The sequence below is a fragment of the Mucilaginibacter mallensis genome (assembly GCF_900105165.1).
Classification (GTDB): domain Bacteria; phylum Bacteroidota; class Bacteroidia; order Sphingobacteriales; family Sphingobacteriaceae; genus Mucilaginibacter; species Mucilaginibacter mallensis.
The window spans coordinates 5,768,088-5,786,192 of the sequence record NZ_LT629740.1 but is presented as its reverse complement, the minus strand read 5'-3'; the positions used below and the strand labels follow the sequence as shown (position 1 = coordinate 5,786,192).

14 protein-coding genes are annotated in these 18,105 nt (G+C 42.6%); 4 read left to right on the top strand and 10 right to left on the bottom strand.

The window, feature by feature from the left end; all coding sequences use genetic code 11:
• Positions 1-63: 63 nt before the first annotated feature.
• On the bottom strand, positions 64-1,146 hold the full coding sequence (locus BLU33_RS23825; RefSeq protein WP_091379414.1) for a YXWGXW repeat-containing protein: 1,083 nt from the start codon (positions 1,144-1,146) through the stop codon (positions 64-66).
• A 164-nt stretch (positions 1,147-1,310) separates the two neighbouring features.
• Positions 1,311-2,039 (bottom strand): zinc metallopeptidase, encoded by a 729-nt coding sequence (locus tag BLU33_RS23820; protein WP_091380950.1) that lies wholly within the window; start codon positions 2,037-2,039, stop codon positions 1,311-1,313.
• 143 nt (positions 2,040-2,182) lie between these two features.
• Here BLU33_RS23820 and BLU33_RS23815 point away from each other — a divergent pair, with 143 nt between their 5' ends.
• A complete protein-coding gene (locus BLU33_RS23815) occupies positions 2,183-3,331 on the top strand; it encodes an NAD(P)/FAD-dependent oxidoreductase (RefSeq protein ID WP_091379411.1) in 1,149 nt (382 codons plus the stop codon).
• Between the two features lie 2 nt (positions 3,332-3,333).
• On the opposite strand, the gene BLU33_RS23810 is transcribed toward BLU33_RS23815, so the two are convergent.
• A complete protein-coding gene (locus BLU33_RS23810) occupies positions 3,334-6,990 on the bottom strand; it encodes an NHL domain-containing protein (protein WP_172829291.1) in 3,657 nt (1,218 codons plus the stop codon).
• A gap of 423 nt (positions 6,991-7,413) precedes the next feature.
• On the opposite strand from BLU33_RS23810, the gene BLU33_RS23805 reads away from it, so the two are divergent.
• A complete protein-coding gene (locus tag BLU33_RS23805) occupies positions 7,414-8,208 on the top strand; it encodes an SDR family NAD(P)-dependent oxidoreductase (protein ID WP_091379405.1) in 795 nt (264 codons plus the stop codon).
• A gap of 163 nt (positions 8,209-8,371) precedes the next feature.
• Here the strand turns inward: BLU33_RS23805 and BLU33_RS23800 are convergent, their stop codons facing one another.
• The 4 genes from BLU33_RS23800 to BLU33_RS23785 all read right to left on the bottom strand — a co-directional run bounded on the left by BLU33_RS23800 (position 8,372) and on the right by BLU33_RS23785 (position 11,673).
• Positions 8,372-9,766, bottom strand: a complete 1,395-nt coding sequence (locus BLU33_RS23800) for a hypothetical protein (RefSeq protein WP_091379401.1) — start codon at positions 9,764-9,766, stop codon at positions 8,372-8,374.
• On the bottom strand, positions 9,744-10,310 hold the full coding sequence (locus BLU33_RS23795; RefSeq protein ID WP_091379399.1) for an RNA polymerase sigma factor: 567 nt from the start codon (positions 10,308-10,310) through the stop codon (positions 9,744-9,746). The genes BLU33_RS23800 and BLU33_RS23795 overlap by 23 nt, the downstream gene beginning before the upstream one ends.
• 126 nt (positions 10,311-10,436) lie before the next feature.
• Positions 10,437-10,877 (bottom strand): hypothetical protein, encoded by a 441-nt coding sequence (locus BLU33_RS23790; protein ID WP_091379397.1) that lies wholly within the window; start codon positions 10,875-10,877, stop codon positions 10,437-10,439.
• Between the two features lie 85 nt (positions 10,878-10,962).
• Positions 10,963-11,673 (bottom strand): DUF4397 domain-containing protein, encoded by a 711-nt coding sequence (locus BLU33_RS23785; RefSeq protein WP_091379395.1) that lies wholly within the window; start codon positions 11,671-11,673, stop codon positions 10,963-10,965.
• A 131-nt stretch (positions 11,674-11,804) separates the two neighbouring features.
• On the opposite strand from BLU33_RS23785, the gene BLU33_RS23780 reads away from it, so the two are divergent.
• Positions 11,805-12,245, top strand: coding sequence for a cupin domain-containing protein (locus tag BLU33_RS23780; RefSeq protein WP_091379392.1), 441 nt, complete (start codon positions 11,805-11,807; stop codon positions 12,243-12,245).
• A gap of 252 nt (positions 12,246-12,497) precedes the next feature.
• Here BLU33_RS23780 and BLU33_RS23775 read toward each other — a convergent pair whose 3' ends face one another.
• Entirely contained in the window at positions 12,498-13,229 is a 732-nt protein-coding gene (locus BLU33_RS23775; protein WP_091379389.1) for a hypothetical protein, read from the bottom strand.
• Positions 13,230-13,364: 135 nt separating this feature from the next.
• Entirely contained in the window at positions 13,365-15,353 is a 1,989-nt protein-coding gene (locus BLU33_RS23770; protein ID WP_091379386.1) for a phosphatidylinositol-specific phospholipase C domain-containing protein, read from the bottom strand.
• Positions 15,354-15,467: 114 nt separating this feature from the next.
• On the opposite strand from BLU33_RS23770, the gene BLU33_RS23765 reads away from it, so the two are divergent.
• Positions 15,468-16,910 (top strand): hypothetical protein, encoded by a 1,443-nt coding sequence (locus tag BLU33_RS23765; RefSeq protein ID WP_091379383.1) that lies wholly within the window; start codon positions 15,468-15,470, stop codon positions 16,908-16,910.
• A 223-nt stretch (positions 16,911-17,133) separates the two neighbouring features.
• Here the strand turns inward: BLU33_RS23765 and BLU33_RS23760 are convergent, their stop codons facing one another.
• The gene (locus BLU33_RS23760; protein WP_232009348.1) at positions 17,134-18,105 is read right to left on the bottom strand and encodes a zinc-binding alcohol dehydrogenase family protein; all 972 of its coding nucleotides are present in this window, start codon (positions 18,103-18,105) and stop codon (positions 17,134-17,136) included.

Sequence of the window (18,105 nt, the reverse complement as noted above, 5' to 3'; positions counted from 1 at the left end):
ACAAAAAAGCCCCGCCTGGTTAACAGGCGGAGCGTATTATGGGTGTAGTATAGGGGTATTATATTATTTTTCGTGCTTTTGTTCAGCATGCGGCTTTGGCGCAGGTTTGTGCTGTTGTTGTTGTTGCCTATGCTGCTGCTGATTATGCTGTTGCTGATTATGCTGCTGCTGGTTGCGCTGTTGCTGCTGGTTATGTTGCTGCTGTTGCACATGTTGTTGCTGCTGATTATGCTGCTGCTGTTGCGCGTGTTGCTGCTGTGCTTGCTGTTGATCTTGTTTTTCAGCATCGTTAGTTTTCACGGCATTATTATTTGCATGCCCATCCTGTTGCGCATTAGGCTGTTTGGCAGCATCGTTATTTTGATGACCATTGTTTGCAGCATTATTGTTCGCATTGTTATTATTGTTGCGCGGGGCTTTCTGGCCATCAGGCGTAAAATGGCTGCCGCCAACTTTGTTCATGGCTGCATTATTTGGCTTGCCATTGTTAACAGAGGCAAACTGGCTTTTATCCTGGCTGGCAGTATGCTCATGTGATTGCTGCTGACTTGTTGGAGGCACATGCTGCTCTTTCATGGCTGCCATTTCTTCGGGGCGTGGTTGTGCTGTAACACCACCGGGGCCATTAAAGCTGTTATGGTTATTCACCGTAACATTATTATTAACTATCACCGTTTTATCTACATAAGTATTATGCACTACGGTAGTATTTACGTTAACTACCGCGGTATTGTAACGGAAGGTATTGCCTGACCATGCTCCGCCGCCAAAACCAACGCCGCCATAGCCATAACCATAGTTAATACCACCATAAAAACCGACATGTCTTCCCCAGTAACCAGCGTGGAAGCCATAAACACCACCGGCATATCCCCAATACGCGGGAGTCCATAAATAACCGGGGGTTGGTGGAGCTACCCAAACACCGGGCACCCAATAATAATCCTCGCTATCATTATCATAAGCCCAATAACCAGGCACCCATAAATAGCCATCGGTAGGGCAGGCCGGTTGTACGTAAACCGGTAATGCCGGTGGCGCAACATTGGCCGAAATTGTAACTCCAATACTAATTTGTGCATGCACTTTAGGGGCGGCAAATAATACTGCCGTTATAAGTAAACACGCTTTTGCTAATTTTTTCATAATCGTTTTTAATTTATGTAACTACACTGTGACAATATTTAAGTTTGAAGGTTTAGATTAGAATTCAATTAGAATTTCAAACCCACCAAAAATCGGCCAACAAAAAACCCGCATAAAGCGGGTTCCTATCATTAAACTATTGCTCCCCTTTAGGGGTTGGGGGCTTAATTCCGCCTGTTCAGTAAAAACGATGCGTAATACATTAAGGTAGCCAGCGCGCTGAGGGCTGCAACAACATAGGTCATGGCGGCCCACCAAAGTGCGTCTTTGGCTTGCTCATGCTCCTCGCGGGTTTGCATAATAGAGTAATTGTTATTCAACCATGCTAATGCGCGCTTGCTGGCATCAAACTCAACCGGCAGTGTAATAAAACTGAACAGTGTTACCAATGCCAGCGCGGCAACACCTATGGCCAGCACAAAAGGGTTATGTGTAAAAAACAACAGCATCACCCCTAAAAATAAGGTCCACTGTGTTAAGGTTGATGCCACGTTGATAACCGGCACAAGTGATGTGCGCAAGCTCAGCCATGCGTATGACCGGGCATGTTGTACGGCATGGCCGCATTCATGCGCCGCAACGGCCGCCGCAGCTACACTCCGACTATAAAATACATCCGGACTAAGGTTAACCGTCTTTGTTTCGGGATTATAATGGTCGGTTAATTGCCCTTCAACTGATATTACCTGTACATCGTAAATGCCATTATCCCGCAACATCTTTTCGGCTACATCGGCACCTGAAAGGCCGGAAAGCAGGCCGATCTCTGAATATTGCTTAAATTTGCTTTTGAATCGCCATTGCACAATAAAACTTACTATCGCAATAACGATCATAAGGAACCAGGCCGAACCCGGACCAATATATCCTGTAATTAATGCTATCTGATTCATATTATTTTTTTGTATATTGACTATTTCAAAAAGCATTCCACATGTAAGTCAAAATTCAAAAGTGAAAATTCAAAAGCTGGATTTTGCTTAAAATGGAATACTGATCAGGTAACCCGGGCTTTGAATTTTTAATTTTTTGACCTATGAATTCGGAAACAACATTTTCATACTGGGAACGCAGCGCTTTTATTGACTATGCCGATGTAATCATTATCGGGAGCGGATTAGTGGGCCTGAGCGCCGCCTTACACTTAAAAAAGCAACAACCAGCCTTAAAGGTATTGGTTTTGGAGCGCGGCTTTTTACCCACCGGCGCAAGCACCAAAAACGCGGGATTTGCCTGCTTTGGCACTGTATCAGAGCAACTTGCGAGCTTAAAGCAATCATCAGAAGATGAGGTTGTGGGCATGGTTGATTATAAATGGCGGGGACTGCAGCGCCTGCGGCAAAATTTGGGCGATGCCAATATAGATTTCCATCAAAACGGGGGCTACGAGTTATTTATGACCAGCGAAACCCGGCATGCCGATGAAACCATCGAACGGATTCCTTACCTCAATAAACTATTACAGCAAGCTATTGACCAACCTGACATTTATGCAGTAGCCAATGCTAAAATTGCCGATTTTGGCTTTAAAGGTGTTAGCCGAATAATTTATAACCCCTATGAAGGCCAGATAAATACAGGAAAAATGATGCGTACTTTACTGCAAAGGGTTTATGAAGCCGGGATACTGGTTTTAAACTCCTGCGCAGTAACAAAGGTTGAACGGCTCGGTGATGGCATCCATCTGTCCACATCGCAGGGCAGTTTTAAAACGGGTAAGCTTATACTGGCAACCAATGCCTTCGCCAGTCAGCTGTTCCCCGGTTTAAAGGTAGTGCCGGGGCGCGGGCAGGTATTGGTGACCAAACCCATAACCGGTTTAAAGCTTAAAGGTACCTATCATTTTGATAAGGGGTATTACTATTTCAGAAATATTGATAACCGCATACTTTTTGGCGGCGGCCGCAACCTTGATTTTGATTCGGAGGCCACATGGGAGTTCGGTCATACCGAAACCGTAAAGCAACAACTCTACGCCTATTTAAATGATGTTATACTGCCCGGTCAGAACTTTGAAGTAGACTACTGGTGGAGCGGCATTATGGGTTTTGGCGAGGATATAAACCCCATAGTTAAACAAATTGAACCCAGCATATTCTGCGCGGTACGCTGCAACGGCATGGGCATAGCCATGGGTAGCTTAGTTGGTGAAGAGGTGGCACAATTGGCGTTGGCTCATTTGTAGATTTACCTGATAAGCGTAATATAACCACTCAGCTTAGGGCTTTTGCCCCCCAGGTCAATCACATAATAATAGGTTGATACGGGCAGTTTGCTGCCATTATAATTACCATCCCAAGGCTTACTGTAGCCCCGTGAGTTATACAACAATATGCCATACCTGTTGTAAATATTCACGATGCAATTGGGGAAATTAGCCAATGCCGGTATATCCCACAAATCGTTAATACCATCCCCATTAGGTGTAAAAGCATTGGGGATAGCGATGTCCGCTGTCAGCATAATTGTTATTACTATGGGGTTGCTAACTGCTGATACGCTACAGCCACTGGCTAACATAACCGTACAGGTAACTACATCACCATTATGGAGCGTTGTAGTAATAAAATTAGAGCTGCTGACACCCACATTCTTATTGTTCACCATCCATTGATACACTACAGGATTAATACTTGATGTAGCTGTAAACGTAACCGGTGTACCCGCGTATACCGTGGTGGCAGAAGCCGTAATACTCACCGCTAATGAATTAGTAATAGTTACCGCAATTGGGTTTGATGTTGCAGTTAAAGTAGTAAGGCATGCGCCTCCCGCATTAGTAAGTATACAGGTAACTATATCTCCGTCATTAAAGCAATTACTGGTAAACACAGGGCCGTCAGTACCCACGCTTGCGCCATTTACTTGCCACTGGTAGCTGGGGTTAGTGCCGCCATTGGTAGGTGTAGCGGTAAATGTAATATCTGTTCCGGCCGGTACGCTATTGCTGGTTATGTTTTGTATTTTAAGTGCCGGGGTAACATATGGCGATGCTGTTATAGTCGCATTATTTGAGGTAACCGGGCCCTGTGTACAATCGCTATTATTGGTGAGGGTACAGGTTATAATATCGCCTGTGTTTAATGTAGTACTGGTAAATGAAGCACTGTTGGTGCCTGCAGGCTGCCCATTCACATTCCATTGGTAAGTAGGGTTAACCCCTCCATTTACTGCCGTTGCTGTATAAGTAACCGATAAACCCTGGCATGAACTATAAGTATCTGGCGATATACTTATTGATGGTATAACATATGGATTAACCGTTAATGTTTGCGTTTGTGGCCCTGAGCCATCATTGGCTGTAATGATTGATGTGCCGGGCCCAACAATATGAATCATCCCTGCTACAATAGTGGCAACAGCGGTATTGCTGCTGGTATAGGTATATGTGCCGCTGCCGCCTGTAGCACCGGGGTCAAAATCAGCAGAGCACATTGTTTTTGCGGGGATGGCAGGAAATGAAAATCCAGCAGCTAATACTGTAATATTTACAACCGCGCTCCCGCTGCCACTTGTATTGTAGGCAGTAATGGTATAATTTGTAGCAGGCGAAGTTACTGTTGGCGTACCACTGATAATACCTGTTGTGTTATCGAATACCAGGCCGGCCGGCAGGGGCTTATCAATAGTATAGCCCGTTAATGCTATTTCCCTGATCGCGAAGTTGGCTTCATCTGATATATATAAATTGCCGTTATGATCTGCAACTATACCAAATGGGGCATTAAAGTTGGCTGATAACCTGTCGCCATTTTTAAGACCGGAAACATCTGCAACACCGGCGAAGGTTGTTACATTACCTGCCGGGTCCATTTTACGGATAAGCGAATTAAAGGTATCCGCTATATATAAATTGCCTGATGCATCATAGGTAACCCCTTCTGGATATCGAAAATTTGAGGCTTTTGCTGTTCCATCATTTGCCCCTTTAGTACCATCACCTGCAATGGTTGTAACCACGCCCACCGGAGTTACTTTCCTTATTAATTCATTGTCCGCGTCGGCCACTATAATATTGCCTGATGCATCAAAGGTTAAACCAGCGGGATTATAGAAACTGGCGGAAGAACCAGTTCCGTCTGCCGAACCGATTGCCGGGGTACCCGCCAGGGTGCTAACCGTGCCAGTAGTGGTAACTTTACGAATCTCATCATTTACATAATCTGAAACATACAGGGTCCCGGCATTATCAACAATTACATCATTAGGAAAATTAAAGCTGGCATTACTTGCTGTCCCATCATTAACACCTACAAAACCACTACCGGCGTAGGTAGTTACCGCGCCATTAGGCGTTATTTTCCTGATCAGCTGATTCCCTGAATCAGCCACATATATATTGCCCGCGGCATCTACTGTTAATCCGGTAGGATTGGTGAAACTTGCATTTACACCGGTACCGTTTACTGCACCAGCAACGCCACTCCCCGCAACTGTACTTACCAGGCCCGCAGGAGTTATCTTTCTTATCTTATTGTTTCCATTATCTGCAACATAAATATTGTTTGCATTATCAACAGCTATCCCCCTGGGGTCATTAAAGCTTGCTGCTGTGCCTAACCCATCTGCCGAACCGACTGTTCCTGTACCTGCAAATGTGGTAACCTGGCCATATGGGTTTGGTGGCACTGCGCCACCAGTGTTGGTTGGGGCCAATGCCGTAATGGTTGTATTTACGGCATAAACCTGTGGGGTTTGGTAGCTTATTATTGGGGGATTAAGAATAGGTGGTGGTGCTGTAGCCGTTACTGTAATGTCTACAATTGTACTGCTGCTACCACTTGTATTATAAGCAGTAACCGTGTAATTAGTTGACGATGAAATAGCTGTCGGCGTACCGCTGATGATACCGGTTGTTGGATCGAAAGTTAAACCCGGGGGCAATGTTTTATCAATGGTATAACCTGTAATAATTATTTTCCGGATAGCACTATTCCCGTAATCATCTACCAGCAGAAAGCCATTGGGATCAACCTGCACATCATTTGGGTGATAAAAACCGGCTGCAGTACCTATGCCATCGGCATAACTTATTGTATTTGAACCTGCAAGAGTAGTCACATTACCTTGTACATCTATTTTACGTATAAGGCTATTACCCAGATCAGCTACATAAATATTCCCTATCGCATCAACTGCCACTCCAGATGGAGAATTAAATGTTGCCGAAATGCCATTACCATTTAAAGCGCCTGCGTTGCTATTACCTGCAATTGTAGTAACAAGGCCGGCAGGGGTTATTTTTCTTATCCTGTTATTTTGCTGATCGCTAACATAAATATTCCCCGCGGCATCTGTGTTAACGCAATTCGGACTATCAAAACTGGCAGCAGAGCCTTGTCCATCGGCATAACCGAAACCACTGCCGGCTAAGGTAGTTACCACTCCCGCAGGTGTTATCTTTCTTATCAGGTTACTCCCATCGTCGGCTACATATACATCCCCTGCGGCATTCACTGCAACTGAGTATGGGTAATAAAAGCTTGCTGCTGCGCCTTTACCATCTGTCGAGCCCTGGCTGCCCCCTGCAAATATTGATACTGCCCCACTTGGCGTAATTTGTTTTATGGCGTTACTTGCTGCATCGGCTACGTATACATTCCCGTTTTTGTCAATGGCAACACCATTGGGCTGATTAAAGCCACTCGCGAATACTGTTACCACACCAGCCGGTGTGACTTTTTTTATCTCGTTATTATCCCTGTCGGCAACATATACATTACCGCTTGCATCTTCGCAAATACGGGTAGGGCCATTAAATACATTGCCATTTGGGCCTCCTGCAAAAGTTGTAACCTGCCCGTAAATAGTAGCCGGCACAGCGCCGCCTGCATTTTTAGGCATCAATGTACTAATTGGAATATTTACTGGATAAACTTGAGGGGTTTTATAACTGATACTGGGCGCCTGTGCAAGAGCATCAGCACTAAATATTAATGACAATAAAACAAATTGCAGATATCTGCCACAGTTTAAAATTGTGACTTTATGCTTAGCACCGCGTTTGATATTTAACATTAAGGGTTAGAATGGGCTATAAATTTAATTTATTTAATACACATTACAGCCGGCAATAACCCCTACAATGCAAAAAATATATTAAAAACCTATATGCCCCCATTCTTAAGTTTATATTATTGCAGCAGAAGGTAAATTAATTACTTAATTAAAAATATGTTTAACAAGCGACGACTAATGCTATAGGTTTTACATGGATATTATATAGTTAGAAATCATATGCCATAATTTAGCCGAAAACATTTAAACATGGATTTACAACTTAAAAATAAAATAGCCTTTGTAAGCGGCTCAACAGCGGGCATTGGCTTTGCAATAGCCCAGAGTTTATTACAGGAGGGCACAGAAGTTATCATCAACGGCCGCACACAGGACGGCGTTGGTAAAGCAGTTGAAGAATTGAAAGCTCTGGTTGCAGGTGCAAAGGTATCGGGCATACCAGCCGATTTTTCTAAAGCTGATGATGTTAAACACTTAATCGATCAGCTGCCTGATATTGATATCCTGATCAATAACGCGGGTATTTTTGAGCCCAAAGCTTTTGAGGATATCCCTGATGAAGATTGGTTCCGTTTTTTTGAGGTGAATGTATTGAGCGGTGTACGTCTATCGCGCCATTTTTTGCCAAAGATGCTGAAGAAGAACTGGGGGCGCATTATTTTTATCTCCAGCGAATCTGCCGTTTTTATACCTGATGAAATGATCCACTACGGTATGACCAAAACAGCGCAACTAGCTATCAGCCGCGGTTTAGCAGAACTAACACAGGGAACTGAGGTAACAGTTAACGCTATTTTACCGGGACCAACAAAATCAAAAGGAGTAGGAGGTTTTATTGAGGACCTGGCAAAATCAGGCAATGTATCAACAGATAAAGTTGAAGAAGATTTCTTTAAAAACATGCGCCCTACATCATTGCTGCAAAGGTTTGCAACGGTTGATGAAGTAGCCCACACCGTGACTTACTATGTTAGTCCGCTGGCTTCGGCTACAAACGGGGCATCAATAAGGGTTGAGGGCGGTTTGATCCGCTCTATTTTATAAGCTATTATTTATCGGTACCCGGCATTTTAATATTGGGTCACAGGGTCACCCTGAGGTACTCGAAGGGTAGGCGTAAAGGCCTTTGCCCGCATGCTTCGAGTGCCTCAGCATGACACCCTTTTTTAATCTTCCTAATACCTATGATTTGGGTATCGATCAATTATCAATGTTTGCTTTTGGGCGGATCAAAATTAAATTTCAGGTTTAAGCCCCCAGAGCCAAATAACAGGTGTTCATCACCCATCCCGTTGAGCGGATATTTGAAGAATGGTTCAATTATCAATTGATTTTTACCAACTGGATAGCCTACACCAAAGGATACATTAAGCATCTGCGCAAAATAAAAATTATCGAACGATTTATGGCTCGCATCTCCCGTTTGCTGTACAGATGATCCGTTAGTATAATTATATATGGTGTTATAGGTTTCATTAATAAATGTACCCGAACTAAAACCAGCCGAAACATATGTATTGCCTTTTTGTGGGTTAAACACATATTTCAGGTCTACAGGAATATCCAGGTTAACCAAATTCGCATTCAAATTGGTTGATGCAGGCGCAACTGAGTATAGCATATTTGAGGCGGTTGTAAAATTATGCGAAGCTGCAGCCATTAATGCCATAGGCACAACTGCGGTAGTATTATTGGCATAGCTTAAGGTATTTTGCCCTATAGACACACCGGTTGAAAGCCGCAGGTTATCTGTTAACCTGATATCAGCTGTTCCACCAACGCCGGTATTAAATTGCTTGTTACTACCTTTGGCATAGTTTACATAAGTGGCCGCGTATATGGCAAACGCTACCTTTTTATCAATTGGCTTTTGTTCTTCGGTATTTTGTGTGGCCCTGTTTTGTGCGTCCTTATCAAAAAGCGCCTGCATGCCTTTGTTTACCGGGTTATTGGCAACTACTTTGGGCTGTTCTTTTTCAGCAGGCGCTGTTGCAGGCCTTGTAGAAATAAGTTTTAAAGGTGATTTATTATCTGCAATGGCAGTAGTTATATGGCTATTTATAGTATCAGGTGATTTCGCCTTATCCGCACGTTGATAAGCCACATCTTTTTTGACGCTGCTATCAACCTTAGCTGTGAATAATGTACTACCCGCATTTGCAGATAAACTGGAATTATTTACACCGGCTTGTACAGATGGGGTATTTTTAACAACGCCATACGAATGCGCTGCAACTGTAGTCTGCTGCTGATAAGCAAGGTTAGCCCCTGAATCTATTACTTGCTTTTTATCATTAGGTATAGCAGCTGTTTTTGAGATGGTAGTTGTATCAGTAATTTCTCTCTTTTTATTATGCTGGGCAATATTTTGTTTACCCGATTCATGAAAATTCAGCCATAGCCCAAGCCCTAATGCCATTAGTAAAAGTGCCGCCACACCTGCAATACGCCACAGCCAGAATATAACGCGGTCTTTCTCCCCCTTCTCAGGGTATTTCTCCCGGAGCAGCAGCCAGCCTTCATCAGCGGTGTTGTCTTCGTAATTATCAAACACCTGCTTAATGCGTTTCTTTAAGTCATCATCTAACTGATCGTCGCTCATTATATGTAGTGATTAATAATAACTTTCTTAATTTTTCTTTCGCTCGCGTAAGGTATACCCTCGACGAGCTTGTTGCTATCCCCAGCATTTGTGAAATTTCATCGTGATTGTAGCCATCAATTTCATACATATTAAAAATAGTGGCATGTATAGCAGGCAGCTGGCCCAGCAGTTTTAAAATATCCTGCGCATCCAGGTTATCAGCGGTACTAACAGAATGTTGCACCATCATGGCATCATCCAGGTCTGTATTTAGCTGGTGCTTTAGTTCTTTTCGGCGCCTATCAATGGCTGTATTAATTACAACCGTTGCCAGCCAGGCTTTAAAGGGCCGGGCCGGATTATATTCGTTTATATTTTTAAATATTTTTATAAATGCATCATTTACAGCCTCTAAGGCATCATCTCTGTTAATACTGTAGCGCAAACCAATGCCCATAGCAAAGCCATAAAATTGAGTATACAACATTTCCTGGTACTTTAAACTACCTTTTTTACATTGCGCTATAAGCTCTTCTTCTGCAATGCGGGCCGGTTTTAGCATTAACCTGTTCCTTGTTAATATTGATTATCGCCAGATCTTTAAAAAAAGATACAGGGCCCTGTTATTTTAAGACCCTGTACCCTTTCGGAATTACAAAATTATCTATTCACCGGTATGAATAATAATTTAATTGGTGGTCTTTTTAAAATTGTATTGCAGTTTTACGGTATCACCATAAATTATATAAATACCTAATGTTGAGCCATCATAGGTATAATTATATACACCCGATAGGTGATACTTGGTAAAAGGTGCAGCTGCCGAATATGTTGCATCAACAAACTGAATATAGTAAGCATTTGCCGCATATGAACCATAACTACCTGCATGCAGGGTAGAGGTATCGCCGGTAATGGCAAAGCCAGTACTTTGCGCCATGGCTAAATTAAGATTAGCCTTTAGCGTATCGTACTTTAAGTTTGTTTTGTTATAGTGAACACGTAAAAACTGGCCGGTAAAATTCCCAGTTGGTAAAACAACAGGGGTCGAATTGTTACTTGTTTTTGAACATGCCGTGATCAACAAAACCGCCATTAAGGGCATAAGGTAAATTAATTTTATCTTCATATTATAGTATTATATTATAATTACATTACGGCAACAGCAGTCATTACGCTACATGTAACCCTGTTTTATTAAATATTTGTCGCTCTTAATAAGAGGCATTCGTAATAATATCCGCTTTTAGTGCTGCAGTACCTGTGCCTGCTGCAAGGCCGTGCAGCCAAACCGTATAAACCTGCCCGTTTTGAATAGTAATATTACTTAGCGTAGCTAAAACAGTACTGGTTCCGCTTTTTAGCACCTGGAAACTATAAGTAGTGTTATTACCATTAACCGGCAAAAACGATGATGCGCCTTTGTAGGTTTTGTTTGAAACCAACACTGTATTATTTGCCGACAGATCAACCGCGCCGGCATCCGGACTTACATCAACAAACCTGATGCTTGCTTTTCCGCTTGCAGGCTGCGAAATGGTATCCTTCAGCAAAATAAAATCCGGTTTGGTATAGGTATTCCCCAGAAATAATGAATAAGCAACACCCTGTTTTAAACCAATCGTATCTGATACAATTACTGATTGCGAGGCATAATTATACAACACAACCTGGCGGGTGCCTGTGTACGCATTAAAGTAACCAACCCAATCCCCATAATTGTAGGGTTGGGAGGTTACTCTGTTTGTGTTTAGGTAAAGAATTTCTGCTGGCGCATCCGGTGAACCTTGAACAACCATTAATTGGGCAGTTGGCACCGTTACATATGTGTTATGATCCTTTAAACAGGAAAGCAACATAATAGATAACAAACTCACAAAACCAACACCTGCCAAAACCGACTTTAATTTTTTTGAACTTTTCATGACGAATAATAGGAGTTAATTATATTCATTACGGGTGCAAAAACTAAAATGCTACACCAGGCCGGTAAGTTTTTACAATTTCCAATAGATAATTATTACATTTAGCTATCTTATTTAAACCATAAATCACGATGTTCCCATTTATTAAAGAAACTATCCGCATGGGCGGCCTCGAGCTTGATTTTTTGCTGGATGGCGATGACACCGACGGCACATTGGTGCAGTTTGAAATGATTGTACCACCAAATGTAAAAGTACCTGCACCGCATTTTCATGTTGAGGTAGATGAAACGCTGTACATACTGGAAGGGACGATCACCCAAACCGTCGGCACCGAAATAGTGGAATTGAAAGCGGGCGACCATTGCTTTGTAAAAAGGGGTGTTGTGCATGGCTTCAATAATTTGCACAATGAAACTGCCCGGGTGCTGTGTACGCTTTCACCGGCATCTATCGCCCCGGCTTACTTTCGTGAAATTGCAAAGGTGATAAACGCAGGCGGCCCGCCTGATATGCAAAAAGTACTGGCTATTATGAAAACCTATGGCCTGGAGCCGGTAAGGCCTGTTTAACAAATGGGAGACGCAAAATTTTGCGTCTCTACATGAGATGAAAAGATTTACGCGTAGAGACACAATATTTTGTGTCTCTGTATCATCAGTATTCGGAAGATATATTTTCTTACAATTATTGAGCGTGGGGTCACCCTGAGGCACTCGAAGGGTAAGCGTAAAGGCCATTACCCGCATACTTCGAGTGCCTCAGCATGATTCCCTTTTTATTTATGGTGTCTCCATACGAAATGCTTAAAACGGATTAACCGCTTACAGCGTAGCCCCGTTTTTAACCAGCTTAGGCAAGTCCTTTTGCACGGTTGATATCAGCTCATCCATAGCGCTTTGGCACATTGGCAATATTTTGTCGGCTGTCATTTTAGGGATGCCACCGGTAAGCGTATTCATATTTCTTGATTTCGCCGCTTCTTTTATGGAGAATATCTGGTCGCCATCTTTATTGTATAACGATATATCAGAATGCGCCTCAATTTTAACTACGCCCATTCCGGCAACTCCATATTTCACTAATGAAAAATATACATATACCTTCATCACGCCATCGCATTGGTTAAATATTTTTATCAGCTTTCTTTCGTTGGCATGGCTCACAAAAGGCAAAATAACTTTATAGCCATCAACAGGTAAAAAGTAATGCTTGTCATCATAAGCACCTTTGCTGTTATCGCCGCCTATAGGGATGAAAGCCTTGTAAGCATCATTATTGGCAACCTCGCCCTCCGGTAAAAGCAGGAAGGGGAAATTGGACGCGTAATTATTAAAAAAACGGGTGTGGAAGTTTGATAATAATGGCGCAAGGTTAAACTTCGGGTCGTCGTTCAACTTGCTTTGAATATCTACATCTTTAGACGCGCTAAACTCCGACAGGTCGATTTGTTTGTTCATGTAAAATGTAACAACTGCTACCTTTTTATTTTGGGCATAGCTGCCGACATTTATCAGCATTAAAAATACTGGAATTAAGAATAATGACTTTTTCATTTTATTGAGGGGGATCTTATTAATCGTTACTTTCTTCAACGCTCCGAAGATAATTAAATTCCCTCAGCGGGCTCATTAATTGCAGTAGAAGAAGTAAGATTTGAAACTTGGCTGATAAATCAAGGTTGTGGGCCCTTAATTATATACCGGTTTACTGTTTAACTGAATGCAATAATCGGTTATCCATGCGCCAGCGGCATCCACATATACAATGTTGGGCTTGTTGTTTTTGTTGATTATACCAGCTTTTATCCATTCGTTAACCTTAGCAATAATGTATTTGTTACCAGATATAGCCAGATCGGTTATACTCTGATTTTTTTTGATCACATTAGTAAGCAACATCACACTATTAATAACAGGATTTAGATCCTCGTTCTGAAAATCATTACAAACCAATGCAGCTTCCTCACTACTTTGCGTAAGCTGCCAATCCAAACGGATCAAATCATTTTTGCTTACTCCATCCTTCATCGACGTAAAAAACTGCTCTTCGGCAGCTACAAGGTTCGTGATCTGGTTAGTAGCGGCGTATTTTCTGCGGAAATTCAGGAAAGTTTTCCCGGCATCGGCCATGGAGTTGGAGTCGATCATTTTATCCGGGTAGCTATATTTTTCAAAGGCGATGAGCACCTTTCCCGCCAGGTCATTCAATTTTATCTGGTCAATACTTTTACCCTTATTATTATAAATATGATCTTTACCCAATACGCTTACAATAGAATCGGCAACATTGCTTGCCGAAGCCTCAGTTGGGCAAAAATGACTGAATGTTAAGATGATAAATTCTTTTTTATGATGATCTAAAAATGTTTTAACAGAATCAAGAATATCATTAAAGCGCTCGCCATACCCCCCGCCGATAGCATCGCCCATACAATCAGAGGAGCTATGTTTTATGTAGAACTGATTTTTATACTTACCCACCCGTAGGTCAAACATCCTGAGACCTGCATTTAACTGGCTGCCGATATTTTGTGTTTGCGTAAGCGTATTGCAGGGATTGATAGAACCCGCCTGCGCGCCACCGGTACCGTTTAATGCCGACATGCCTGCATCATGTGAACCCGGTATCACAATATCCTTAAGGGTTAAATTACCCTTGGCCGGGAACAGGAAATCCTCCATCCAGCGCGCGGGATTGTAATTGGTAAAATAACTGAGGTACAATTTTTTATCCATGCCGACAAATGCCAGTATAAACTTTTTATCATCTACTGTGCAAATAGATACGGGGTTTGTTGTTGTAAAAAAGTCGGGTAAAACACGCTCATTATTAGGGCGCCCCTGCTCGGTTTCGGTGGCGTAATACAAATGATTATCCTGTTTGTAGCCTTTCCAGATGTAAAAAAGCCTGGTGGTATTAAAGGAATGATATACTGCTGGCGATACCTGTGTTTTTGATTTGCCAACCCGCACATCAGCCGACCATGTTTTAGCCACAGGATCAAAATCGGAATAATAAACACCCTGATCGCTGGAGCTCTTATAACATATCCTGATTATATTAGTTGAAAGCGTTACCACAAAGGGATATTCCCCGCTCTTTTTACCGGGTATCGTTTGCAGATCGGCAGGCTTAAGTATGCCATTATCGTCAGCATCAATTACAGCTATTGCCATATCATATTTACTATCAGTATGCGATGCTATAACCAGTCTGCCATCAACCGTTGACGCTGTAATGCCTGATCTCAGTTTTGCCGGGGTGTTAAAGCTTAGTGTATGTATACTTTCCGTATTAAAAGAAGTATCGCTGTTATTAATCATATATTTTAACGAACCATCTGTACTTAACCATAAGGCATATATGTGGTTATTAACCACCCTGAAAACCGGCGCATAGGCGCTTTCTTCGTTTCCGGCTGTGGCTTCATTTGCTGAGAAATTGGTGCTATTCTGGTTGCCGATGTAGCTCACATGGATATTCCCGGTTGATCCGGCATCCTTCCAGGTTACAAAATAGCCGCCTTTAAAATTGGTAATATCAATAGCTTTATCGGTATGGGCGGCAGGCAGGAAGTTAATGGGCTGACTAAAGCTCAGATCCTGCGCATGCAGGCTTATTAAACCCGCGAAAATAATAAAGTATATAAGTGCAGCAATAACTTTTAAGACCTTCATAAACCGGGTTAAAAGGTGAAATAACCAGCCATAATTAACTGACTATTAAAAAATTGATTTATAAATACTTTTTCTTATGGTGAATTTATAATATTTTTATTAAAAAATAAGCCTATGTCAAAAATCCTTATCACATTTTTATGTGCTGTGCTTTTTGTTCAAACAGCCAAAGCACAGGACGCCAACTACTGGTCGTCGGGTTATAATCCGGCAGGTTATTTAACCCCGGGCGCTGTAGTAGCCTTTAACCGCGATAGTGGTGTCATGTTTTTAAACCCCGCCTTATTATCACACAACACTAAAAGTTCAGCATCCATCAGCGGAACAGTATACCAATACGGCGATATCAAAATAAAGAACGGCGCGGGTACCGGTTATGATCTTAACTCCACATCGGCCAGTATTATTCCACAAATGGTATCGGCAGTTATAGCTATTAAAGGCAATCATCCCTTCACTTTGGGCTACGCACTTACCCATACCCCGGTAATGAGTTTCCAGGCTACACAACAGCGGGATGCTACGTTTAATGTGCTCAATGACTCCTACAGCCCCGGCCCCGAGGTTTACCTCGGGCAGTATAAAAACATTAACACCACTAATGAGACTTCGGGCATTATAAGCGGAGGATTTAAGATCTCCAATGATTTTTCTTTTGGCCTGTCGGCCGAGGGCGATCTGCGTAAGCAAAGCTACAATACCGATATCAGCTCAAGAGCGTTATATAACAGCAGCAGTGACGAAGAGGGCTTGCCACCCATCGCCACAACGCTGGAATCATACCTCGCATCATATTATAATGTGGGGATCAGGTTTAAAGCGGGTTTAGCCTACGATGCCGACAGGAGCCATGTTGGTATTACTGTATCATCGCCTTTATTACATATAGCAGGCAGCGCAAGTTTACTGAGCGACCAACAGGTTAGCGACTTAATAATTGGCCCAAAGGATACGCTTAACCTATTGGCTAACACAAGGCAGCAAAGCTTAAAGGTTAAGTATAAAATGCCGTTGAGCACAGCATTTGGCTATGCTTATGATTTTGATAAAGGGCAGATATATTTTGCGGCCGAATACTTTACCAAAGTAAATGAGTATGATATAATAACACCACGCAATGCGACCTTTATTAAAGGCGAACCACCATCCGATTATAATGGGACTGAGGTGTTACAATTTGAAGATGCCCGCAAATCGATCTTAAATTATGGTATAGGGGCAAGCTATATGATAAAACCAGAGGTAACCGGCTTTATATCACTGCATACCGATTATAATTATGCTGATAACAGCTTATATAAAGATGTGGGCAATGGTTATACTTCAAACACGGCATATTATAATATTTACCATTGCCAGATAGGTGCCAATATTAAAAAACGAAAATTCAACTTCCGGGCAGGCTTATTACTATCATACGGCACAACGGATAAGTATATGCAAACCGTAAACTTCAGCAACCCTAATGAAGGCAATACTTTGCTGGGCGATCCCGGCAATACCAAGGCCTCCTATTTTGGCGCGGGATTGCTGTTGTCCTATATCCACAATTTGTAAGTTGAGTTGAGTCTAAAGTCGAGAGTCCTAAGTCTAAAGTCCACTGGTGTTCGGAAGACTTATTTTCTTACGAATATTGAGCGTGGGGTAAGCGTAAAGGCCTTTGCCCGCATGCTTCGAGTGCCTCAGCATGACTCCCTTTTTTAATCTTCCGAACACCTATGGTATCAAGTCAAAAAAATAACATTTAGATTTAGGACTAAAGACTGTCGACTCATGATTACTAACTTACAACTACTATTTTGCCGCCCGCCTGGTTACTTTCCATCAATTCATGGGCTTTAACTATATCATCGAGCTTAAATACCTTACTAATATTTAAACTTATTTCGCCAGCTTCAACAGCATTGATAAAATCCTGGAGCAGGGTGTCGCTTAAATTAGCAGCATCACCCATGTAAACGGTTAGGCGGGCCAGGGAGGGGATATCGCCCATTGGGGTGAACTCCTTCATGGTCCACTGACCGCCGAGTATGCCTGTCATACACACCACTCCCCTTGGGCGTACGCATTTTAGCGAATCTTTAAGTGTAGTAATACCGATGAGTTCAAGTACGTTATCAACGCCTTGTGGGTAAATGCTTTTTAGTTTTGAACTGATATCGCCATCATCAACTAAAACATGATCGGCGCCATTGCTTTTCAGGAGCGCTTCCTTGTCAGCATTACGGGTAGTGGCTATTACAGTTAAGCCATAGTGCTTGGCTAACTGGCAGGCCAGCATCCCGATAGATGAAGTGCCGCCGCGGATAAGCAATGTTTCACCCTTTTTAACCTCCAATGCCTCGTTTAATGAGCCCGATACGGTCTGGAACATTTCGGGTATCGCGCCCAAAGTTTCCCATGGCAGTTTGCTTTCAAAAGGAAACACAATTGCCAGTGGCAATGCCGCATACTCCGCGTAGCCACCGTCAAAATCGCGGCCCATGCCGCCCATTATCGCTGCTACCTTCTGGCCTTTTTTGTATGTGCCGGATGGGTCATTTTCCACTTCGCCCACACATTCAATGCCCTGTACCCTCGGGAATTTCACATTGGGCGAATCGCCCTGCCGGGTAAATATCTCTGACCTGTTTATCCCAAAGGCTTTTATCTTAATTAATACCCAACCGTTTTGTACTGCTGGTATTGGTTTTTCCTGTATCTGTATAACATTAGGCTTGCCTGCCTTTGTTGTTACTGCTGCTTTCATCAT